The sequence below is a fragment of the Haloleucobacter ellipsoideus genome (assembly GCF_052491725.1).
On sequence record NZ_JBQWAR010000012.1, the window covers coordinates 61,051 to 81,168 of the forward strand.

Sequence of the window (20,118 nt, forward strand, 5' to 3'; positions counted from 1 at the left end):
CATCCACCCTCCGGCTTGCCTGCTGGCCACTCGCTTTCTGCCCGCCGGCCTTCCGCCGCCCGGCCTGCGGGCAAAAACGTGGCCTCCCTGCCCATATGCCGCATCCCGCCCGGAAGGGTTCAGGACATGAAAAAGGCCGGGCGCACAAGCACCCGGCCTTCTCCAGTCCATTGTCTTTCAGCTCCGGCTCACTGGAACAGCAGAACCGTCTTCTGCAGGGTGATCCACACGCCCCACAGCAGCGGCACACCCACCACCAGCCAGGCAAAGGCAATGACGACAGACGGGGTCGTCGCGGTTTCGGCTGTAGCACCGGGCCGGTAGGGGGTGCCGGGAATGGGGCCATCCTTGCCCTCCTCCTCGACATCCTCGAAGTCCGCGATGACCTCATCCTCCTCCTTCACCTGCTTGCCGGCCTTCTTCAGCTCTTCATCGGTCATGAAAAGCTTCTCGGCCACGGGGCGCACCAGAAGGTTGCAGATGAAGCCCAGAACCAGAAGCCCTGCCATGATGTACATGGTCTGGTTATAGGAATCCGCGCGCGCCACACCGGAGGCAATCTGGTATTCGCGGATATAGTTCACCAAGACCGGCCCCAGCACGCCGGCTGTCGCCCATGCGGTGAGCAGGCGGCCATGGATCGCGCCCACCATATGGGTGCCGAACAGGTCTGCCAGATAGGCCGGAATGGTCGCAAAGCCGCCGCCATACATCGACAGGATGATGCAGAAGGCCAGCACGAACAGCACAACCGAGCCCATGGAGGCGGCGGTCGGCACGGTGGCATAGAGAATGAAGCCCAGCACGAAGAAGACGGCATAGGTCATCTTGCGCCCGAGCTTGTCGGAGAAGGAGGCCCAGAAGAAGCGGCCACCGATATTGCAGAGGCTGAGCAGGCCTGTGAAGCCGGCGGCGATGGCGGCGATCTGCGCCGTCTGGGCGGCATCCAGCTGGCTGAAGGTCAGGTCGAGACCGAGCAAGCGGCCGCCGAACACTTCCTGCAGCATGGGCGAGGCCACACCCAGAACGCCGATGCCCGCTGTCACGTTCAGGCAGAGCACCAGCCACAGCAGGGCGAACTGCGGGGTCTTCCACGCCTTCGACAGATGTACATGGCGATGGGTGACCATGGCGTTGGCGCTGGGCGGGGGCGGGGTCCAGCCGGCCGGCAGCCAGCCTTCCGCCGGCACGCGATAGGTGAGCGCACCGGCCACCATGAAAACGAAATAGATGGCGGCCATCACAAGGAAGGTCTGCCACACGCCGACATCCGTGGGGGTCGCGAAATAGCGCATCAGGATGTCTGCCAGCGGCGCGCCGATCATCGCACCACCGCCAAAGCCCATGATGGCCATGCCGGTGGCCATGCCGCGCTTGTCCGGGAACCATTTGATGAGGGTGGAGACCGGCGAGATATAGCCAAGCCCCAGACCGATGCCGCCAATCACGCCGGAGCCGATCCACAGCATCCAGATCTGGTGGAAATAGACGCCGATGGCGGAGATGACGAGGCCACCGCACCAGCAGAAGGCGGAGACAAGGCCGGCCTTGCGCGGGCCGGCATGTTCCAGCCAGCCACCCCACAGCGCCGCCGAGGACCCCAGCAGCACGAAGAACAGGGTGTACATCCAGCCGAGCTGGGAGATCTGCCAGTCGCAATCCGTGGCGAAGAGGGAGGCGAAGAAGCCCATATCCGCCGGGCATGCAACCGCGGCGGTGATGCCGACAGCGCGCGAGAGCGGCAGCCAGAACACGCTGAAACCATAAGCCATGCCAATGCACAGATGGATGGCGAGGGCAGCCGGCGGCACCAGCCAGCGGCTGAAGCCCGGCCTGGCGATGGTGCGCTCACGGCTCAGAAACGGGGGTGGGGCTACGGTGGCGAGGGACATGCTTCCTCCTGACTGTTCTTTTTATGGCACGTCATCCGGTGCGAGCCGGGGTGCTGGCCTTCTTCCATTGCAAGGGAGGGGCCACAGTCCGGAAAGGCGCATGAATGCAAGATTTCGCCACAATTGACGCTGGCAGACAGGGACAAATTGTCCATATCCGCCCGCAGATCGCGATGCGGATATGGACAGAATGTCGCAACACGCGCTCAGCGTTGCAGGTGAAGCTGCTCCAGAAAAGCGGTCAGATCCGTGGTCACATGGTCCACATAACGGGCTTCGCGCCCTTCCAGTTCCCAGCTTTCCCGCACCGCCTCGCCCTCACCCGGCGCGGTGACGAGCACGGTGACCATGCCCAGCTCGTGCGGCACCTCAAGATTGCGGGCCAGATCCTCGAACATCGCCGCACGCCCGGCATTCACCTCGTGGGAGGCAAGAAAGCGCTGATAGGCCTCGGCCGTGGGCTTGGGATGGAAGGCGCCGGCGACGATATCATGCACCGCATCGAACTGCCCCTCCATGCCCAGACGGGCCAGCACATTGCGGGCATGCCGCTCCGAGCCATTGGTGTAGACCAGCTTGCGCCCGGGCAAGGCATCGATCATCTGCGCCAGCCGCGGTTCCTGATCCAGCGTGGACAGATCGACATCATGCACATGATCGAGAAAGGCATCGGCATCGATGCCGTGCTCGATCATCAGGCCGCGCAGGGAAGTGCCATAGCGGCGGTAATAGTCCTTCTGGATGACGAAGGCATCTTCCGGCGCAATGCCCAGCAGGGCGGAGATATAGCCCTTCATCCGCATGTCGATCTGCTGCCACAGATCGTGATGGGCGGGATAGAGCGTGTTGTCGAGGTCAAACACCCAGGTGTCGATATGGTCGAAACCGCGTGAGGCCATCGCCCCCATAATCACCTCTCCACGCCCTGCCGGCGTGCTGAAACGGCCGGAAAACGCCTGCCTTCATGCGCGCCGGTGGCGGCCCGCGCGAAGCTGCGTCTCATCCGGACCTGAATGGACAATGCCCCCATGCCGCACACATGTGAGGATCACAGGATGCAAGGTCAATAAGGCCCCCGGCTGTATATCGCCTTCAGCCCCTGTTCAAGGGTGGCGATGCGCCGCGCATAAGCCCCGTTCAGGCAGGCGACATCCGCCCCGCAGGCCGCCCGCGTCCTGAGCCAGTCCTGCTGCTCATCGTGCAAGGCACCACGCGCGCCCATGCCCAGAAGATGGGAGAGCACCTCATAGAGGGTCGCCATCCGCACATCCTGATCATTCAGGCCGGGCGTGGCGCAGATGGCCTGCTCATCGGCGCGGCTGGCGGCGGCGCAGTCGAAACTCGCCGCCTGCCCTGCCCCAGCACCGAAAGCCAGCAGGCAGGCGCAGGGCAGCAGCCGGGTCAGGCCGCGGAAAAAGCCGCGCCACAATGGCATGCGCGGGGCAGAGCCCCGGCGCCCCGCAACAGGTAGGCCCGCGCGCCCCCTCATGCGCTCTCAGCCGGCTGAATCGAGGCCGCTATGGAAACCCCGATAGCCCTCCGCACGCAGCAGGCAGGCCGGGCATTTCCCGCAACCATAGCCCCACTCATGTCTCTCTCCCCGCTCGCCCAGATAACAGGTGTGGGTGTGCTCGATGATGACATCCACCAGCCGGGGGCCACCCAGGGACTGCGCCAGCCGCCAGGTCTGCGCCTTGTCGATCCACATCAGCGGCGTATGCAGCACGAAATTGGTGTCCATGCCCAGATTGAGCGCCACCTGCATGGCCTTCACGCTGTCATCGCGGCAATCGGGATAGCCGGAAAAATCGGTCTCGCACATGCCGCCAATGATGTGGCGCAGCCCGCGCCGATAGGCCAGCGCAGCGGCAAAGGTCAGGAAGATGAGGTTGCGCCCCGGCACGAATGTGTTGGGCAGGCCGCCCTTTTCCATCTGTATGGCGGTGGAGCGGGTGAGCGAGGTCTCCGAGATCTGCCCGAGCGCCTCAAGGGTGATGAGGTGATCCTCCCCCAGCCGCGCGCCCCAGCCGGGACGCAGCTGAGCTATCGCCTCGCGCACGCGGGGCCGGCAGTCCATCTCGATGTCGTGACGCTGGCCATAATGAAAGCCCAGCGTCTCCACCCGGCGAAACCGGTCCAGCGCATAGGCAAGGCATGTGGTGGAATCCTGCCCGCCGGAAAAGAGCACCAGCGCGCCATCCACGGCGGTTTCATCGTCCTTCATTGCAAATTCAGCCCGCCGGGCAAGGCGGCTTCCCTGTGAGTCGCGATAGATCGTCATTCGCCGGGAGCCTTTGCCTCGATCGCAAGGGCGTGCAGGCCACGCTCTATCTCATCCTGCAACAGCGCATTCACCAGCCGGTGACGCTCCACCCGGTTCTTGCCGGCGAACAGCTCGGAGACCACCCGCACACGCATGTGCGTGATTCCCCCGTCACTGCGCCCGCGCGCGCCGGCATGGCCGGCATGCAGGTGGCTCTCATCCTCCACAACCAGCACAAGGGGCCGCAAACCCGCTTCAAGAACGGCGCGGATCGGGGCAAGGGCTGCATCGGACATCATATCCACCTGTCTGGTACTGGAGGCTTGGGGGATGGCCCATTTAAGGCCGGGAAAAGGGGCGGGAAAAGGGGTAATCGGGAAATGTCGGGCCCGTACAGTGCAACAGTGGATATAATCCCCCCTCGTGGTCCTTGGCGCACACCCGCCAAACGTCTTATAAAGGGGCGACGCGGAAGGATGTCTTCAGGCCGGCAGGCCTGCCTCCGGAGCACCCGTCCGCGCCAGCCCCAGGATCGTCCACCCCTTGTCCATCTCTCGCCCGTAACATGCCCGCCATGTGGTCCCTCACCTTGCCGCGAAGGACCGCCGGGCCCATAATCCGTGTACCATGAAACTGGACTCTCCACTCTTCGATCGCATTCGCGTCAAACCCGGTGAAGACCGCGCGCGCCGGCCGGCGGAAACCTGCTGCCAATGGCCCGGCTGCACCGCGCCGGCGACGCATCGCGCCCCGAAGGGCCGGAACATGGAGGGACAATACTGGCAGTACTGTGTGGACCATGTGAAGCAGTACAACCAGTCCTACAACTATTTCGCGGGCATGAGCGATGATGCCGTCCACGCCTATCAGAAGGATGCGCTGACCGGGCACCGGCCCACATGGCGCATGGGCGCGCGGCGCGGCACCCGCGAGGATGACATGGCCGACAGCCGGGCCGAGGCGGATGTGCATGACCCCTTCGGGTTCGGCGACGAGATGGGCACCGGCTTCCGCAAGCCGCGCACGGAATCCCCCGCGCGCCAGCGTGGCATCCGCAATGCCGAGCGACAGGCCTTCGAGGTGATGGGACTCGACATTTCCGTCACCGCGGACGACATCAAGGCCCGATACAAGGAACTGGTGAAACTGCACCATCCGGACGTCAATGGAGGAGACCGCTCCTCCGAGGACCGGCTGCGCAGCGTCATCCAGGCTTACACCACGCTGAAACAGGCGGGTCTGTGCTGACCCGCCTGCCCCACCAAACGGACCCTTTGCCGCATTCTGGACAGCAGATGCATCAGGGGGTTCCAACCAGAGCCGGTTGCCTTCGGGCTGGACGCACCGCGCCCAGCCGGATGAACAGTCCGTCTCTCATCATGAAGTCAGAGGGCGATTTTTCCCGCCTGTTGCGCCATCATTGCGGGCAATATGGCAGATCGTGATCTGGAACAAAGGGACGCCGCGCGCGTCCGCGGAGGAGTTATGAGCGGCACCGAGACCCTGGCCCCCACCCCTGACGTGACCCTTTCGGTGCGCGAGACCTTCGGCATCGACCTGGACATGCAGGTGCCGGCCTACTCCGAGCCTAACGAGCACGTGCCCGACCTTGACCCGGACTATCTGTTCGACAAGCCCACCACCATGGCCATTCTGGCCGGCTTTGCGCGCAATCGCCGGGTGATGGTGAACGGCTATCACGGCACCGGCAAGTCGACCCATATCGAGCAGGTGGCCGCGCGCCTCAACTGGCCGTGCGTGCGCGTGAACCTCGACAGCCACATCTCGCGTATCGATCTCATCGGCAAGGATGCGATCGTCGTGAAGGACGGCGTGCAGGTCACCGAGTTCCGTGATGGCATCCTGCCCTGGGCCTACCAGAACAATATCGCCCTTGTGTTTGACGAATATGACGCCGGCCGCCCGGATGTGATGTTCGTCATCCAGCGCGTTCTGGAATCCTCCGGCCGGCTCACCCTGCTGGACCAGAGCCGCGTGCTGCGCCCGCACCCCTCCTTCCGCCTGTTCGCCACCGCCAACACCATCGGCCTTGGCGACACCACCGGCCTGTATCACGGCACGCAGCAGATCAACCAGGCGCAGATGGACCGCTGGTCCATCGTCACCACGCTCAACTATCTGCCGCATGACCATGAGGTCGGCATCATCCTGGCCAAGGCCCGGCACTTCCAGAATGATGAGGGCCGCGACACGGTGGGCCGCATGGTGCGCCTGGCCGACATGACCCGCCAGGCCTTCATCAATGGCGACCTGTCCACCGTGATGAGCCCGCGCACGGTCATCACCTGGGCCGAGAATGCCGAGATCTTCGGAGATCTGGCCTTTGCCCTGCGCGTCACCTTCCTCAACAAGTGTGATGAGCTGGAGCGTCCGCTCGTTGCGGAATTCTATCAGCGCTGCTTCGGCAAGGAACTGGCCGAGAGCACGGTGAACCTCTCCCTCTCCTGAGGCTCCGGCGCGGCTTGTGCCCGCCCATCACCATGAGACCCGCGCCAGCCTGTTCCGGCGCGGGGTTCCCCCGGCCCGCGCCGCACCGGGAAGCTGCGCGCAGATCTGAAGAGGCCCATCATGGCCCCCACCAACCGCACCCCTGGCAAACCGCAGGCAGAAGCCCCTTCCGAGCCCTTCAAGCGGGCGCTCGCCGGCTGCTTCAAGGCGATTGCCGGTGTCAGCGAGTTCGAGGTGACCTTCGGTGCGGAGCGTCCGGGCCTCATTCCCGGCCGGGTGCGCCTGCCGGAACCGCCGCGCCGGGTGACCCCGCAGGATGCCGCCATCATTCGCGGGCATGCTGACTCCCTCGCCCTGCGGCAGGCCTGCCATGACAGCCGGCTGCACAAGCGCATGCAACCCGGCGGGGAACAGGCCCGCGCCATTTTCGAGGCGGTGGAACAGACCCGCGTGGAGGCCATTGGCGCCAACCGCCTGCCGGGGACGCGCACCAATCTGAAGGCGATGCTCCATGAGCGGTATCGCCGCGGCAATTACGCCAATATCTCGGAACGCTCGGAGGCCCCGATCGAGGAGGCCATCGCCCTGCTGGTGCGCGAGCGGCTGACCGGCGAGGCCCCGCCGCGCGAGGCCCACCGGGTGGTGGAGCTGTGGCGCGACTATGTGGAAAGCCGTGCGGGCGACACCCTCGCCCGGCTGACGCAGAATGTGGACAACCAGCAGGCCTTCAGCCAGCTCACCCGCGACATCCTCACCGCGCTCGACATGGGCGAGGAGGGCGGCAGCTCCGACGACCAGCAGGAAGGCACCGAGGAAAAGGACGGCGGGGAAGACGAGCAGGGCGGCGAGGACAGCCAGACCCAGGAGAGCGAGGAGCAGCCCACCGCCACCGATGCGGAGAGCGAGCTTTCCGACGAGGACCTGCCCGATGGCGAAATGGAGAGCGACAGCGCCCCCGCTGACACGCCCCCCGATGGCGAGGAGGCCGCCGACCTCGACGAGCCGGGTGAGGCGATGCACCAGCGCCCCCCGACCATGCAGGACATGCGCGGGCCGGAATATCATGCCTACACCACCCGTTTCGATGAGGAGGTGCATGCCGAGGAGCTGTGCGACACCGAGGAACTGACCCGCCTGCGCGCCCATCTCGACAAGCAGCTCTCCCACCTTCAGGGCGTCGTCGCGCGTCTGGCCAACCGCCTGCAGCGCCGCCTTCTGGCCCAGCAGAACCGGGCCTGGGAGTTCGATCTGGAAGAAGGCGTGCTGGACCCTGCCCGCCTCTCCCGCGTGGTGACCGACCCGACCGCCTCGCTCTCCTTCAAGCGCGAGCGCGACACCGATTTCCGCGACACGGTGGTGACGCTGCTGATCGACAATTCCGGCTCCATGCGCGGGCGCCCCATCACCGTTGCCGCCACCTGCGCCGATATTCTGGCCCGCACGCTGGAGCGCTGCGGCGTGAAGGTCGAGGTGCTCGGCTTCACCACCCGCGCCTGGAAGGGCGGCCAATCCCGCGAGGCATGGCTGGCCGATGGCAAGCCGCCCAATCCCGGCCGGCTGAATGACCTGCGCCACATCATCTACAAGGCCGCCGATGCGCCATGGCGGCGCGCGCGGCGCTCTCTGGGCCTGATGATGCGCGAGGGGCTGCTGAAGGAAAACATTGATGGCGAGGCGCTGGACTGGGCGCACAAGCGCCTGCTGGCGCGCACCGAGTCCCGCCGCATCCTGATGATGATTTCAGACGGCGCGCCGGTGGATGACTCCACCCTCTCCGTGAACCCCGGCAATTATCTGGAACGGCATCTGCGCCACATCATCGCGCAGATCGAGACCCGCTCGCCGGTGGAGCTGATCGCCGTCGGCATCGGCCATGATGTCACCCGCTATTATCGCCGCGCCGTCACCATCGTGGATGCCGAGGAGCTGGGCGGGGTGATGACCGAGAAACTGGCGGAGCTGTTCGAGGATACGAACAGGCAATCCCAGCGCGGCCGGCGGGGGCACTGACCCCGGCCATGACGGGCAGGGGCAAAGGCCGCTGGCGCACAATGCGGGCCCTGGCTCTCGGGCTGGGGCTCTGGTGCGGTGCGGGCGCTGGCCTGCCTGTGGACATGGCGATGGTTTCCGCCGCGCAGGCAAAGCCTCCCGTCCCGCCTGTCCGCCCCCGCGCCATCGCGGTATATGCCTCGCCCATCACCGCCTTTCTGCCGGGCAGTGACGAGACACGCTTTGGCCCCCTCACATTTCTGGGCGGGCTGGTGCTGAAATCCCCCGAACCGGCCTTTGGTGGCCTCTCCGGCTTTGTGCTCTCGCAGGATGACAACAGCTTTCTGGCGGTGACAGATGCCGGCGCCATGCTCTCCGGCACGCTGGAGGTGGAGGGTGAGCGCCCCGTCGGCCTGTCCAATGTCAGGATCGCCGCCCTGCTGGATGACAAGGGCCGGCCCCTTGCAAAGCGCGGGCGACGCGATGCGGAATCCCTGACCCTTTCGCCGGATGCCGCCTATGTCGGCCTCGAAACCATCAATGAAATCTGGCGCTATCCCCGCCCGCCCATGGGCCGCAATGGCCAGCGTGTCCCCGTCCCGCCGGATGTGCGCAAGCTGCGGCGCAACCGGGGACTGGAAACCCTCGTTCATGTCCCCAATGGCCCGCTCAGGGGCGCTCTTCTCGGCATTGGCGAAGCGGGCCTGAAGGAGGGCGAGGACCTGCCGGGCTTCATTATCGGCGGGCCAAGGCCGGGGCGCTTCACCATCCGCACAAGCGGCGGCTTCAATGCCACGGACACCACCCTCGCCCCGGACGGGACGTTCTATCTGCTGGAGCGCCATTTCTCGTGGTTCACCGGGGTGAAAATGCAGATCCGCCGCTTTGCGCTGGCAGACATCCGCCCCGGCGCGATCCTGTCCGGCGAGGTTCTGGGCACATTCAGCTATCGCTACGAAATCGACAATATGGAAGGGATCAGCGCCACCACGGCCGCGGATGGACGCACGCTGCTGACCCTCGTCTCCGATGACAATTTCAGCGGCCTCCAGCGCACATTGCTGCTGCGTTTCGCAGTCGAGACGCCCTGAGGCGCGCAGCCCGTTCCGCTCATCTGCGGCGAGACGCCATCGGCCCCCGCCGTTCCGGGCAAGATCTTGCACCGCGATATTTTCGCACGGACACAGCAGAATCAAGAGTATGGCGCACAATGTAATGCTATGGTCAGGCCCGGATCATGGCAAATCCCGCTCAGAGGAGAGCTTCGTTTGACTCACAAGACATCTGGCAAGAACCAGCACGGTGATGAGCGCGACGATATTTACGCCTCGCCGGAACTACGCCACAGCCTGCCCAAGCACCATTTTCCCAAACATGCCCGCGACCCGCGCCACATCTTTGCGGCCGTGCGCGATGAACTGATGCTGGACGGAAACTCCCGCCAGAACCTGGCCACCTTCTGCCAGACCTGGGTCGAGGATGAAATCCGCGAGCTGATGGACCTGTCGATCGACAAGAACATGATCGACAAGGACGAATACCCCCAGACCGCCGCGATCGAGGAACGCTGCGTGCGCATGCTGGCGGACCTGTGGAACTCCCCCGCCCCCCTCACCACGCTGGGCTGCTCCACCACCGGCTCCTCGGAGGCCGCCATGCTGGGCGGGCTGGCGCTGAAGTGGCGCTGGCGCAAGAAGCGGCAGGCCGCCGGAAAGCCCACAGACAAGCCCAACCTCATCTGTGGCCCTGTGCAGATCTGCTGGCACAAGTTTGCCCGCTATTTTGATGTCGAGCTGCGCGAAATCCCGCTGGAGGGAGATCGCCTCATCATGAATGCTGAAGAAGTGCTCAAGCGGGTGGATGAAAACACCATTGGCGTGGTGCCCACCCTCGGCGTCACCTTCACCTGCCAGTATGAGCCGGTCAAGGAGGTGCATGATGCGCTCGACCGGCTGCAGCAGGAAACCGGCCTTGATATTCCCATCCATGTCGATGGCGCCTCCGGCGGCTTTCTCGCCCCCTTCTGCGCGCCCGATCTGGAATGGGACTTCCGCCTGCCGCGCGTGAAATCCATCAATTCCTCCGGCCACAAGTTCGGCCTTGCCCCGCTGGGCGTGGGCTGGGTTGTCTGGCGCGAGGCGGAAGACCTGCCGGAAGAACTGGTGTTCAATGTGAACTATCTGGGCGGCAATATGCCCACATTCGCACTGAACTTCTCCCGCCCCGGCGGACAGATCATCGCGCAATACTATAATTTCCTGCGCCTTGGCCGCGAAGGTTATGCCGAGGTGCAGGGCGGTTGCTATGATACGGCGGAATATCTGGCCGAAAAGATCGCGAAGCTCGGCCCGTTCGAGATGCTTTTCAGCGGAGACCGCAAGGCCGGCATTCCCGCCCTTGCCTGGAAGCTGAAGGACAATGCGGCCATTGGCGGCTACACGCTTTATGATCTGGCAGACCGGCTGCGCAGCCGGGGCTGGCAGGTGCCTGCCTATTCCATGCCCGCCCATCGGGAGGATCTGGTCATCCAGCGCATTCTGGTGCGCCATGGCGTGACCCATGACCTCGCCAGCCTGCTGCTGGAAGACCTGAAGCGCGCCCTTGCGCATTTCGAGAAGCACCCCGTGGCCAACCCGCTGACGGCCTCTGAGGCCAGCGGCTTCAACCACAACTGATCCCCTTCAGCCCCGGCACACACACCTGCCGGGGCTGCTCCCCACTGCCGAAGAAGAAAACTGTGGCGCTGTCCACATGCTATGACTTGTGGAGCGGCCTCAGCTCCGCTAGAAGCGCAGAACCACATGGTCGATTCTCTCGACCCGCCCTTTCTGGAGAGGTGGCAGAGTGGTTGAATGCACCGCACTCGAAATGCGGCATGGGTGCAAGCCCATCGGGGGTTCGAATCCCCCCCTCTCCGCCATTCAACCCCATTAAGTCGTTGGAATTAAATCGAAATTCGCGACGGTGATTTTCCATATCCCCCACTGCATCCCCCATTATGTTCGGGAAGGGGGCGGATATGGGCGGAATATCCCGGCACATTGTCCCCGGCCATTTGGGCTTCCACGACTCGCGGTGGTGATGCGGCCCAGTGCACAGCGCGGCAAAGCGGGATAGCAAGATCGGTTTTTCAGAAGCTGTGCCTGCCCATTATCCGGGGCTGCGCTCGCGTATGGCTGGGCACCACCGCATGAACGGTCCCTGTATCAGGGGGTATGGGGTGCGGGTTAAAGATGGCATGGGCTGGGGGTCGGACCGCATAGGGGGTCAATTCTCGCGGCTACAGGCCAGAAAAAATTGGCGAGCGGAACAGCAACCGGCGGCAGTTTGCAGGCAGGTTCGCAGGCCCAACGCGCGCATGTGACCGCGAACAAGCCTTCACAGCCTATCGCCTCCCTAGTGGCGGGCGCGCTACTGGGGGCATGGGAGGGGGTATCGGAAAGTGTAGGGCATCAGGGGCCGGGACCGGTGGGGTCGGCACTTTCCTGCCCGTGCATAATTCAGGACATTTTTGCCGGGCCGGTTTTAATCCCATTTGAGCCGCAGTGCGCGCGAACCTCCCCCACCGGTCCCATGCGCAGCCGCAGAAAGTTTGGAACCACCCCCCGGCTGGGTGGCTGGCATGGGCATGACGCCCACACCTCACCACCGCAGGGCAGATCAAATGGAGCGTGCCCGGCGCATGGCCCATTCGGACAGATCCGCGAACCGGGAAGCCAGCCGGCTGGAAACATCAGCCACCAGCCAGAGGAAGCGCCAGCGCCATAGCCGCCACCGGGCCATGAGAAGCCGGGTTATCATGCGCGGCCACCCTTGATCGGCACGACATTGCCGGGCTTGTCCCCAACCACTTCCGATGGCGGGGCGAAGCCATATGCCCGTGAACTGATAAGGCGATAACTGGCACAGGCCACGCCGACCATGTGCGCCGCCTCGGGCTCGCTGGCCCGCACGATAGCCGTGTATACAGCGGCCTTGCACGCCTCATATCCATCAGCATATTCCGCAATCTCATCCGGGTTTTTCGGCGGGTCGTAGTAACCCACCTGCACTTCGCCATAGTCTCGCTCTGCCAGATCGCGCCCCATAATGGCGACGCCAGCCAGCACCCGCGCCCATCCATTCGGAAAGTCTGTCATTTCACGTCCTCCAGTTCTTCAAGCCATGCGTCCTCAAGCTCATCAGCCGCCTGCCATGCCTTCGTGATGGCCCACTTCATGAGCTTGTCCCGCCATTCATCGCTGATATCGGCCAGCTCTCCGGCGGCAAGCGTTCCAGCCAGCCATGCGGCGCACTGCACGTTGCGGATGGGGGCTTCAAGTTCCATCAGGCTGGCGCGTACCAGCGGATTGGCCGCTTTCATCGCGCGCCCTCCCATGCCTTGGCTTCCTGTTCGGCCCATTGGCGCACCTGATCGATGCGCACGCCCGCGAAGGACATGATCCCGGTAGCGCGCCCGGAAGGCTGGGCAATGTCCTGCCAATCCCTCCCATGCGGGAAATGGAACAGGTTCGCCTCGGTGCGGGGGATGAAGCGTTCATCTATGCCCAGTTCGTGGCACAGCAGGCGGCGCTCCATGAACAGCCATTCGGAATAGGCCATCAGCATCCAGAAGCGCGGATCGTGGCTGTGGTGGTGGGTATCAGGCAAGCCGGTGGCGGCTGCCGGAACGGGTGTGTTCGGCATTGAATTGCTCCGAGAGCGCGTTAATGATAGAAAAACTATTAATCAGCCATCATGAGGCGGTCAATAGAAATTCTATCAATGAGGTTCCCGTGATATCCGTTCGGCAGGTTAAAGCGGCTCGAGCAATGCTCGCATGGTCTCAAAGTGATTTGGCGGCAGCGTCTGGGGTGTCAGAGCCAACAATCGCGCGGCTGGAATCAGTCGATGGTCCAATAGGTGGCCGGGCCGATACTGTCTTAAAAATCGTTCAGGCTCTTGAAACCGCAGGCGTGATCTTCGTGCCGGAGAATGGTGAGGGGCCGGGTGTGAGACTTAAAAAAAAGCCACCGTCCTCATCAGGAGAAAGCTTCTCGCATAATTGAGGCTGCGAGTGAATGAGGCGGGACTTAAGGGACATGGAGACTTAAATGATCGCTATCGACGAGACAGAAGTGTTCGTGCGTGGAGAAGCGCTTGGCGATATTTGGTGGCGTGGAAAGCAATGGGCAGTGACGGACAGAGGCATTGAATGTTTGGATGGAACTTATTTCATCGATAAGAAACGACTTATGGAAGAAAATGACGGATGGCACTGGGTGCGCCAATTGGCGGAGAAGTCTTGGTGCGATGCAAATGAGTTTGCTACAGCTTATATGGTCGGTCTGGTTTTACACGGCTACTCCGAAGAGGATCCAGATTCATTAAGGCACCATCTTTCTAAGATGGGCAGTGATGATTGACGTCTTTCTTATGAATGCAAAGCGGTAGATGGCTCGGCTCGGGGTCTACCCGGGCCTATTTTAGGCCCCGCTGCCCCTAAATCAGCGCCCGTTTTGTCAGGCCCCTGTCAGGGGGCAAGGGTGTCGGTTGAACTGACGCCCTTTGCCTGTTGGAGAATGTTGGAGCATTGCCATGGTGGCAATCACCCCTTCATCTTCATGAGCCGGTAGTGAACCGACTGCGGGGCCATGCCCAGTGTGCGGGCTATCAGGGGCGCACTTTCCCCGGCATCCATCATTTCACGGAACAGGGCTTCACCCTCCGCCGTCAGCTTCCGGCCCTTGCCCTCACCAGTGGAAAGGGTGATGGCCGCTGCACGGGCCTGCCAGTCGGTTGCCGGGCTATCCGCGAACATGGGCAGGGTATCCGGGCAGTTCTGGTGCACGGTGGTGGCGGGCTTATTGCCGGATTTCCCGGTATTTGAGGCAGGGGCCGTGTTCTTCAGCACCACCGCTTCCAGCGCCTCGATACGGGCGGCCATATCTGCCTGCCATGACGGTTCTGGCCCATCACCGGCACCACCGCTCAGGAAGGTTTCCAGCTTCACCGTGAAGGAAGGATCGGCCCGCATCAGGGCAGCGGCTTTCAGCAGCACCGGGCGGCTATCTTCCGGCACGCGGGCGTTGGCCTGTATCAGCTTCACCGTGCTATCGCCTGCTATCATTTGCTAGCCCCCTCGATCCGTTCCGCCTTCCAGCATGAGACATGCCATGTCCGGCCATCTGCCGTGCGCATGGCAACCTTCCAGTCAGCCTTGCCGCATCCGGCACAGGTGGCGGGGTGCGTTGGCAGGCCCGGCCCGCGTGCAAGGTGGATCACCACCGCGCCGGATGGGGCGGGCTTGGCGGCCTGTGGCATTTCTGGTTTCGGGGGTTGCTGCGTGCTAATCCGCAAATTCTGCGAATTTGCCCGTGTTTCACCCCTCCGATTAGCGACATTAGCGGGATTAGCGTTAGCAGCCTCATCATTCAGGATTTCTGCCAGCGCGGCTTTTACATCAAGCAACATGGCCGGGCCTCACGATCCGATAGGCTTCCCTGCGGGCTTTACCGCGCACCATGGTTCCGGCAGGCAGGAGAATAAGCCAGCCCGCCTTTACCAAAGCCGCTAATGGCTCATTCAGCTTCGCCCGTTCCCTCAGTGCATTCGGCCCCATCGTCAGGATTTCAGATGTTGCCACCTCATCATGAGGCCAGCTTTCCAGAAGCCATTTGCGCAGGGCTTCGGCCTTCGCGGTTCCTTCTGACACGGCCCCTGCATCTGCCAGCCTGCGGGCCTCATCCAGATAGAATTGCGCCAGCGTCACGCCCCAGCCCATGGCCTCGGGTGTCACCTCCCGCACATCCAGATTTTCCCACAGGGACAGAACGCCAGCGATGCGGCACGCCTGTTCGGCTGATTTGGAGGCATAGGGCTTCACATGCTCCATAGGTCCGCCCGGTCCCTGTGCCGCTTCTGCCGCCGTATAAAAGCGCCACAACAACTCTTTTGCCCCCTTTGATAGGGGCAGGCGCACCGGGGCCAGTTCCTGGGGGTTCTCATCGGTCGGCAATGGCGTTTCCAGAATGGTGCGCAGGCGGGCCGCGAAGGCAGAAACCGCCCGCTCGCTTTCAGGGGCGTGCCCACGCCGCAACCGTGTGCCGATGGCAGAAGGCGGTTCGGTCACAAGGAAGCGGGCCAGAAAGCCTTGCCCGGAAGCCTGCGGGTCTGCCATCAGGGGCCGTGCCGCAACGGGCTGGGCCATCAGGTGCGCAGCAAACCGCCGTCCGTAAAGCGTCGCGTTGCCATCCCCGGCACGGTTGCGGCTGAAAGGGTCGCCATCCCATAGTTTTGACAGGCCCGCTATCGTTTTCAGCCGGTTATCTGCACCCATCGCGTGGCCGCCAATGAAGCCCCCAGCCTCATCACTGAACAAGCCGAGGGAAGGCCGCCCGATAAGAAGCAGCTTCACCACCCCTTCAAGCGTCGGCTCCTGCACCAGAAGCGCAGGCAGAAGGGGGGCGGCAGGTTCCGGCCCCATGGCCCGCATATCAGCCTCGGCAGTCATAGCCTTGATCGGGTCTTTGCCGGCAACCTCGCCCATCAGCCGCTTGCGCTTGGCCTCCCATAGCTCTTTCGCGGTGAGGTATTCAGCCAATGCCGGTTTATAGATCCGGTCCTGCTCATGCTCATATTCGCGTGCGCCGCGCATCAGTAGCCGGTCACAGGTCGATTTACGCTCCCCGCTTTCAGCAATGGTGAGGCAGAACAGCGAGCAAGGTGCATCGCCTCCCAGCGTCTCGACATTGGCAAAGCCCTGCACGGCAAGGCTGGCCACGGACAAGGCAGACTGGGCCGCAATCGCTATAGGGGCTTGGGAGATGTCATGCACAGCCACCACCGCCTCTTGCAATGCGCCCAGCGCCTCAGCCGGATAGGACTGGCCAAGTGGGATTTCCCGCAAGAGCGGCTGGGGGCCTTCCTGTGCCGTGAAAGGGATAGGCTCCACCATCATGCCTCCCCTCCCATCCGCGCCGCGCCCATCGTGAGAATGTCGTTCCAGTCCTGCCCATCCGGTGCGGGGAGCAGGCTCACAGCCCAGCCCATGGCCTGCGCCCGTTCGGCCAGCAGGTTGCCCACAGCCTTGCCCGGTGCATCCCCATCGGTTGCGACAATCAGGCGGTGAGGCTTGCCCAGTGGCAGGCCCAGCGCACTCATGCCGGAGGTGGAAAGCGCGGCCCATATCGTGGCAGGCCCAGTCACCAGCCCGGATGCGAGAGACAGCGCCGTTTCAATGCCTTCCGCCACTACCAGCGGGCCTTCATCGGCAAAAGCCAATTCAACATGTCCGCCTGCGGTGGTGCCCAGCATGGCCTTGCGTGGCTCTGCATCGGCCTTCCCACTGCCATCAGGGCGAAGGTAGGTGCGGTGCAGGGCAAAGCGTTCTGCCCCTTCCACCATCGCCAGCATGACAGGCAGTGTCACGCCGGAAGGGTGCCAGCATGAGGGATGATAGCGCAGGCTATCAGGCAGATAGCATGTGATAGCACGGCCCCGCAGATAGGTTTCAGCAGGGGTGCCGGTGATGGGCTGGGCCTCCTTCCAGAGGCGAAGCGCCTGCTTTTCCCGCTTCACGGCCTTTCGTTCTGCCTCGGCATGGGCGCGGGCAATCTCGGCAGGGTCCGGTTCAGGCATCCGGCCATTGCCTTCCACAATGCCCTGCCAGCGCAGCGCGTCCAGCACATCCCCGAACAGGCAACCGGCCTTGCAGTGGAGAAGCAGCCGCCCGGATGGGCCATCTGCAATGGTAAGGCTGGGCTGGGTGTCCGCATGGGCTGGGCAGCAGGCCGCGCCATAGCGCCCGTACCAGCGACCCTTCAATGCGGTGGTGATGCGGCGCGCCTCGCTCATTGCGCGACCTTCGCACGGGAGGCCAGCCATTCAGCGATGGCGGTTTCTGGCCAGCCCACGACCTTGCTGGTCAGCTTTACCGGGCGGGGGAACAGCCCCTTGCCCATCATGTCATAAATGGTCGAACGGCTCAGGCCGGTGATTTCCTCAACAGCCTTGCGGCGAAGGTGTTTCGTCGCGAACTGTGCAACCCCTGCCATATCGGCAACTCCCTGTACGTTGTGAACGTAACCGGAACATTGCGGATTATGTGCAGGGCTGGAATGGGTGCAAAAACAGCAAAACTCCATCGTCTAGTTTTGCTGTTTTTGTCAGGCTTTTTGATCGGGTTTTGATCGGGATTTTGACTCTTATGCAATATCATCAGCCGACTTAAGGGCGCGCTTGATAGTCACCTCGCTTACATTAACTCCGTCTGCGCGAAGGGCTGATGCGACCTCTTTCCATGTTCGTCCCTCATGCCCATCCGGGAAAATCCCGCTGTATGACTTCAAAATTTCCAGCCGTTTCGACGGTCGCCCGCCTCTCCCCATAGCTTCCTGAAAATCATCATTATCTTCACCACTTGAACTATCATCATCTTGCATCGGCAGTTCAAGCATCATTCTGATGGTAAGCTCATCGGGGGCATCATCTGATCTTATGAAAACTGAATAACCTTGGAAGTCTAGCATACTCCTAAGTGCAGGCTCTAAATCAGATAGCCTAGATAGGAATGTATGAGTGGACTTATTCAAATAAATTCTACCGCTATTATTCAAAATTAATCTCGCAGCCCTTACAACCTCCAGTTCAGACAAAATATCAATGCACATGAATCTATCTGATAAATATAAATAATTTTTTTGACCTTCAATCGGAACTGAAAATATAGCCTTTGTTACAGGCTTTACATCACCAGATGGGTCTATCAAAAAGAATGAATTCAAGCTTTGAACGAAACTGCTGAATGCGCCTTCACAGTACCTCGATGCCCGGCTTTCAAGGAACTCATCATGCTCCCAAGGCAGCCTATCTTCACCCGGCTCATGACTCTCATATCTCGACATGATGTGTCGCTGATCTGTAAAACGCAGATTTGAAAATCTGTATTTTCTTTTTACTTCATAAAGGCTTACATATCCATCAACCTGAAACATTAGCCAATCCTCACCACTTTCGCGGGTGTATCAGCCAGATAGGCTGCCCATGCTTCCATCATTTTCCTGCGCTTCGCGAACACATCGGATCGCGCATAGGCCCGTTCCACCGCATCACCGGACAGATGCGCTAGTGCAGCCTCGGCAACCTCGCGGGGATAGTTGGTGCGCTCCTGCGCCCATGTCCTGAAACTGGTACGGAAGCCGTGAACATCGGCGATGAAGCCCAGTTCCTTAATCAGCTTCGATAGCGTCATGTCCGATAGGGGGCGGCTCTGCTTTGTGCCGGGAAAGATCAGCCCCGATCCATCATCCAGCCCCTTGGCAGCATCCAGAATGGACAGGGCGCGGGGTGACAGCGGCACACGATGCGGGCGCTTCATCTTCATGCGCTCGGCAGGAATGGCCCAGACCTTCGCAGCCATATCCACCTCATCCCACCGCGCTTCCCGTACCTCACCAGAACGGGCAGCGGTCAGCACAAGGAACTCGATGGCCAGCTTTGTGGCCTGCCCGGCGCGTGAGGCCTTCACCGTATCGAGGCAGGCCGCAACCTCGTCATGGCCTATCGCCTTCCTGTGCTCTTTCTCGGCTGCCACCTTCGGCAGGGCCTGCCCAATGTTTTCCGCTGGGTTATCCTGCCGCCATCCCTGCGCAATGGCCCATTTCATCACTGTGCCGATGCGCTGGCGCACACGCCGGGCGGTTTCCTGCTTCTCGGTCCATATGGGCGTGAGGGCTGCCAGCACATCAGCGGTGGTGATGTCCTGCACCTTCAGCTTGCCCAGCCGGGGGAAGGCATAGGTTTCCAGTGTGGTGATGAACTGGGCCGCGTGCTTCGGGTTCTTCCATGTCGGTTTGTGCAGCTCATGCACCTTGCGGGCAGCTTCCGCGAAGGTGAGAACGGCCAGTGCTTCCCGCCTTGCCTGCAATGGATCGCCGCCACTGCGGGCCAGCCTGCGGTTATCAAGGGCAGCCGCTCGCGCTTCTGCCAGCGTCACCAGCGACACGCTGCCCAGCCCGATCTCGCACCGCTTGCCGCGAATGACGATACGCTGCACCCATTGCTTCGCACCCCGCACATCAATGCGGAGATAGAGGCCGTGACCGTCAAAATACTTGCCGGGTGCGGTGGCATTTTTCACTGCCTGCGCAGTGAGCGCCTTTTCCGGCCTGCGGGTCAGATGCTCGCTCACCATACCCCCCATACTATCCCCCATTATATTCGGGAACATGCCGAACAGATGCGGAACACTCTGGACGAATAAAAATGAAAGAGTCAGGAATAGCAAGGGGTATATGGAACTAGCCGGAACATGTCAGTATGGCGGATGGCAGACCCCCTCTCCGCCACTTCAGTCCCTGAGTGGGCACTGAGTTTACGCCACTTCCCGCCACAAGCGTCTGTAGCAGACGGGACTTCGATCCCATGATACGAACCTCGCCCTCTGCGACCTCGACGCGCTGTGCCAGCGCGCGCAGGTGGTCGCGGCGATAGCCTCCACCTTCAAGCCGGATGCGTTCGCGGGCG

General features: G+C 62.4%; 22 protein-coding genes and 1 tRNA gene. 8 read left to right on the plus strand and 15 right to left on the minus strand.

What is annotated here, in order from left to right; genetic code table 11:
* Window positions 1–188: 188 nt before the first annotated feature.
* From ACT6QG_RS02070 to ACT6QG_RS02090, 5 genes are all read right to left on the minus strand, one after another.
* On the minus strand, window positions 189–1,892 hold the full coding sequence (locus ACT6QG_RS02070) for an OFA family MFS transporter (protein WP_444975929.1): 1,704 nt from the start codon (window positions 1,890–1,892) through the stop codon (window positions 189–191).
* A gap of 206 nt (window positions 1,893–2,098) precedes the next feature.
* Window positions 2,099–2,800: a pyrimidine 5'-nucleotidase gene (locus ACT6QG_RS02075; RefSeq protein ID WP_444975930.1), complete on the minus strand. Its 702-nt coding sequence runs from the start codon at window positions 2,798–2,800 to the stop codon at window positions 2,099–2,101.
* 155 nt (window positions 2,801–2,955) lie between these two features.
* Window positions 2,956–3,327, minus strand: a complete 372-nt coding sequence (locus ACT6QG_RS02080; RefSeq protein WP_444975931.1) for a lysozyme inhibitor LprI family protein — start codon at window positions 3,325–3,327, stop codon at window positions 2,956–2,958.
* A gap of 60 nt (window positions 3,328–3,387) precedes the next feature.
* Window positions 3,388–4,116, minus strand: a complete 729-nt coding sequence (gene queC / locus ACT6QG_RS02085) for a 7-cyano-7-deazaguanine synthase QueC (RefSeq protein WP_444975959.1) — start codon at window positions 4,114–4,116, stop codon at window positions 3,388–3,390.
* Between the two features lie 53 nt (window positions 4,117–4,169).
* On the minus strand, window positions 4,170–4,451 hold the full coding sequence (locus ACT6QG_RS02090; RefSeq protein ID WP_444975960.1) for a BolA family protein: 282 nt from the start codon (window positions 4,449–4,451) through the stop codon (window positions 4,170–4,172).
* A gap of 331 nt (window positions 4,452–4,782) precedes the next feature.
* On the opposite strand from ACT6QG_RS02090, the gene ACT6QG_RS02095 reads away from it, so the two are divergent.
* From ACT6QG_RS02095 to ACT6QG_RS02120, 6 genes are all read left to right on the plus strand, one after another.
* Complete coding sequence (locus tag ACT6QG_RS02095) at window positions 4,783–5,403, plus strand: J domain-containing protein (protein WP_444975932.1); 621 nt, start codon at window positions 4,783–4,785, stop codon at window positions 5,401–5,403.
* Window positions 5,404–5,640: 237 nt separating this feature from the next.
* Window positions 5,641–6,624, plus strand: a complete 984-nt coding sequence (gene cobS / locus ACT6QG_RS02100; RefSeq protein ID WP_444975933.1) for a cobaltochelatase subunit CobS — start codon at window positions 5,641–5,643, stop codon at window positions 6,622–6,624.
* 120 nt (window positions 6,625–6,744) lie between these two features.
* A complete protein-coding gene (cobT, locus tag ACT6QG_RS02105; protein ID WP_444975934.1) occupies window positions 6,745–8,634 on the plus strand; it encodes a cobaltochelatase subunit CobT in 1,890 nt (629 codons plus the stop codon).
* 41 nt (window positions 8,635–8,675) lie between these two features.
* The gene (locus tag ACT6QG_RS02110) at window positions 8,676–9,704 is read left to right on the plus strand and encodes an esterase-like activity of phytase family protein (protein ID WP_444975935.1); all 1,029 of its coding nucleotides are present in this window, start codon (window positions 8,676–8,678) and stop codon (window positions 9,702–9,704) included.
* A 177-nt stretch (window positions 9,705–9,881) separates the two neighbouring features.
* The gene (gene gad / locus ACT6QG_RS02115; RefSeq protein WP_444975936.1) at window positions 9,882–11,288 is read left to right on the plus strand and encodes a glutamate decarboxylase; all 1,407 of its coding nucleotides are present in this window, start codon (window positions 9,882–9,884) and stop codon (window positions 11,286–11,288) included.
* A gap of 155 nt (window positions 11,289–11,443) precedes the next feature.
* Window positions 11,444–11,533 (plus strand) — tRNA-Ser (locus ACT6QG_RS02120).
* A gap of 877 nt (window positions 11,534–12,410) precedes the next feature.
* On the opposite strand, the gene ACT6QG_RS02125 is transcribed toward ACT6QG_RS02120, so the two are convergent.
* From ACT6QG_RS02125 to ACT6QG_RS02135, 3 genes are read right to left on the minus strand one after another with little or no spacing between them, the layout of a single operon-like run.
* The gene (locus tag ACT6QG_RS02125) at window positions 12,411–12,752 is read right to left on the minus strand and encodes a hypothetical protein (protein ID WP_444975937.1); all 342 of its coding nucleotides are present in this window, start codon (window positions 12,750–12,752) and stop codon (window positions 12,411–12,413) included.
* Window positions 12,749–12,976: a hypothetical protein gene (locus ACT6QG_RS02130; RefSeq protein ID WP_444975938.1), complete on the minus strand. Its 228-nt coding sequence runs from the start codon at window positions 12,974–12,976 to the stop codon at window positions 12,749–12,751. Before ACT6QG_RS02130 ends, ACT6QG_RS02125 begins: the two co-directional genes overlap by 4 nt.
* Window positions 12,973–13,299, minus strand: coding sequence for a hypothetical protein (locus tag ACT6QG_RS02135; protein ID WP_444975939.1), 327 nt, complete (start codon window positions 13,297–13,299; stop codon window positions 12,973–12,975). The genes ACT6QG_RS02130 and ACT6QG_RS02135 overlap by 4 nt, the downstream gene beginning before the upstream one ends.
* Window positions 13,300–13,322: 23 nt before the next feature.
* On the opposite strand from ACT6QG_RS02135, the gene ACT6QG_RS02140 reads away from it, so the two are divergent.
* Entirely contained in the window at window positions 13,323–13,661 is a 339-nt protein-coding gene (locus ACT6QG_RS02140) for a helix-turn-helix domain-containing protein (protein ID WP_444975940.1), read from the plus strand.
* 45 nt (window positions 13,662–13,706) lie between these two features.
* Entirely contained in the window at window positions 13,707–14,018 is a 312-nt protein-coding gene (locus ACT6QG_RS02145) for a hypothetical protein (RefSeq protein WP_444975941.1), read from the plus strand.
* A gap of 182 nt (window positions 14,019–14,200) precedes the next feature.
* On the opposite strand, the gene ACT6QG_RS02150 is transcribed toward ACT6QG_RS02145, so the two are convergent.
* From ACT6QG_RS02150 to ACT6QG_RS02180, 7 genes are all read right to left on the minus strand, one after another.
* Complete coding sequence (locus tag ACT6QG_RS02150; protein WP_444975942.1) at window positions 14,201–14,722, minus strand: hypothetical protein; 522 nt, start codon at window positions 14,720–14,722, stop codon at window positions 14,201–14,203.
* Window positions 14,719–15,066 (minus strand): LIM domain-containing protein, encoded by a 348-nt coding sequence (locus ACT6QG_RS02155; protein WP_444975943.1) that lies wholly within the window; start codon window positions 15,064–15,066, stop codon window positions 14,719–14,721. Before ACT6QG_RS02155 ends, ACT6QG_RS02150 begins: the two co-directional genes overlap by 4 nt.
* On the minus strand, window positions 15,056–16,552 hold the full coding sequence (locus ACT6QG_RS02160) for a YfjI family protein (protein ID WP_444975944.1): 1,497 nt from the start codon (window positions 16,550–16,552) through the stop codon (window positions 15,056–15,058). Before ACT6QG_RS02160 ends, ACT6QG_RS02155 begins: the two co-directional genes overlap by 11 nt.
* Window positions 16,549–17,448 carry a DUF7146 domain-containing protein gene (locus ACT6QG_RS02165; protein WP_444975945.1) on the minus strand — a complete coding sequence of 300 codons (900 nt, stop codon included), beginning with the start codon at window positions 17,446–17,448 and terminating at the stop codon, window positions 16,549–16,551. The genes ACT6QG_RS02160 and ACT6QG_RS02165 overlap by 4 nt, the downstream gene beginning before the upstream one ends.
* Complete coding sequence (locus tag ACT6QG_RS02170) at window positions 17,445–17,648, minus strand: helix-turn-helix transcriptional regulator (RefSeq protein ID WP_444975946.1); 204 nt, start codon at window positions 17,646–17,648, stop codon at window positions 17,445–17,447. Before ACT6QG_RS02170 ends, ACT6QG_RS02165 begins: the two co-directional genes overlap by 4 nt.
* Window positions 17,649–17,798: 150 nt before the next feature.
* Window positions 17,799–18,587, minus strand: a complete 789-nt coding sequence (locus ACT6QG_RS02175) for a hypothetical protein (RefSeq protein WP_444975947.1) — start codon at window positions 18,585–18,587, stop codon at window positions 17,799–17,801.
* Window positions 18,587–19,786, minus strand: coding sequence for a tyrosine-type recombinase/integrase (locus tag ACT6QG_RS02180; RefSeq protein WP_444975948.1), 1,200 nt, complete (start codon window positions 19,784–19,786; stop codon window positions 18,587–18,589). Before ACT6QG_RS02180 ends, ACT6QG_RS02175 begins: the two co-directional genes overlap by 1 nt.
* Window positions 19,787–20,118: the final 332 nt, after the last annotated feature.

Bases quoted from the DNA above. Each gene is read 5' to 3' on its own strand.
- ACT6QG_RS02070 (WP_444975929.1), bottom strand. From the start codon at position 1,892: ATGTCCCTCGCCACCGTAGCCCCACCCCCGTTTCTGAGCCGTGAGCGC.
- ACT6QG_RS02095 (WP_444975932.1), top strand. From the start codon at position 4,783: ATGAAACTGGACTCTCCACTCTTCGATCGCATTCGCGTCAAACCCGGT.
- ACT6QG_RS02165 (WP_444975945.1), bottom strand. From the start codon at position 17,448: ATGAGCGAGGCGCGCCGCATCACCACCGCATTGAAGGGTCGCTGGTAC.
- ACT6QG_RS02110 (WP_444975935.1), top strand. From the start codon at position 8,676: ATGCGGGCCCTGGCTCTCGGGCTGGGGCTCTGGTGCGGTGCGGGCGCT.
- ACT6QG_RS02130 (WP_444975938.1), bottom strand. From the start codon at position 12,976: ATGAAAGCGGCCAATCCGCTGGTACGCGCCAGCCTGATGGAACTTGAA.
- ACT6QG_RS02135 (WP_444975939.1), bottom strand. From the start codon at position 13,299: ATGCCGAACACACCCGTTCCGGCAGCCGCCACCGGCTTGCCTGATACC.
- cobS (WP_444975933.1), top strand. From the start codon at position 5,641: ATGAGCGGCACCGAGACCCTGGCCCCCACCCCTGACGTGACCCTTTCG.
- ACT6QG_RS02150 (WP_444975942.1), bottom strand. From the start codon at position 14,722: ATGATAGCAGGCGATAGCACGGTGAAGCTGATACAGGCCAACGCCCGC.
- ACT6QG_RS02155 (WP_444975943.1), bottom strand. From the start codon at position 15,066: ATGTTGCTTGATGTAAAAGCCGCGCTGGCAGAAATCCTGAATGATGAG.
- ACT6QG_RS02140 (WP_444975940.1), top strand. From the start codon at position 13,323: ATGATAGAAAAACTATTAATCAGCCATCATGAGGCGGTCAATAGAAAT.
- ACT6QG_RS02160 (WP_444975944.1), bottom strand. From the start codon at position 16,552: ATGATGGTGGAGCCTATCCCTTTCACGGCACAGGAAGGCCCCCAGCCG.
- ACT6QG_RS02080 (WP_444975931.1), bottom strand. From the start codon at position 3,327: ATGCCATTGTGGCGCGGCTTTTTCCGCGGCCTGACCCGGCTGCTGCCC.
- ACT6QG_RS02180 (WP_444975948.1), bottom strand. From the start codon at position 19,786: ATGGTGAGCGAGCATCTGACCCGCAGGCCGGAAAAGGCGCTCACTGCG.
- ACT6QG_RS02175 (WP_444975947.1), bottom strand. From the start codon at position 18,587: ATGTTTCAGGTTGATGGATATGTAAGCCTTTATGAAGTAAAAAGAAAA.
- queC (WP_444975959.1), bottom strand. From the start codon at position 4,116: ATGAAGGACGATGAAACCGCCGTGGATGGCGCGCTGGTGCTCTTTTCC.
- ACT6QG_RS02170 (WP_444975946.1), bottom strand. From the start codon at position 17,648: ATGGCAGGGGTTGCACAGTTCGCGACGAAACACCTTCGCCGCAAGGCT.
- ACT6QG_RS02145 (WP_444975941.1), top strand. From the start codon at position 13,707: ATGATCGCTATCGACGAGACAGAAGTGTTCGTGCGTGGAGAAGCGCTT.
- ACT6QG_RS02125 (WP_444975937.1), bottom strand. From the start codon at position 12,752: ATGACAGACTTTCCGAATGGATGGGCGCGGGTGCTGGCTGGCGTCGCC.
- cobT (WP_444975934.1), top strand. From the start codon at position 6,745: ATGGCCCCCACCAACCGCACCCCTGGCAAACCGCAGGCAGAAGCCCCT.
- ACT6QG_RS02075 (WP_444975930.1), bottom strand. From the start codon at position 2,800: ATGGGGGCGATGGCCTCACGCGGTTTCGACCATATCGACACCTGGGTG.
- ACT6QG_RS02090 (WP_444975960.1), bottom strand. From the start codon at position 4,451: ATGTCCGATGCAGCCCTTGCCCCGATCCGCGCCGTTCTTGAAGCGGGT.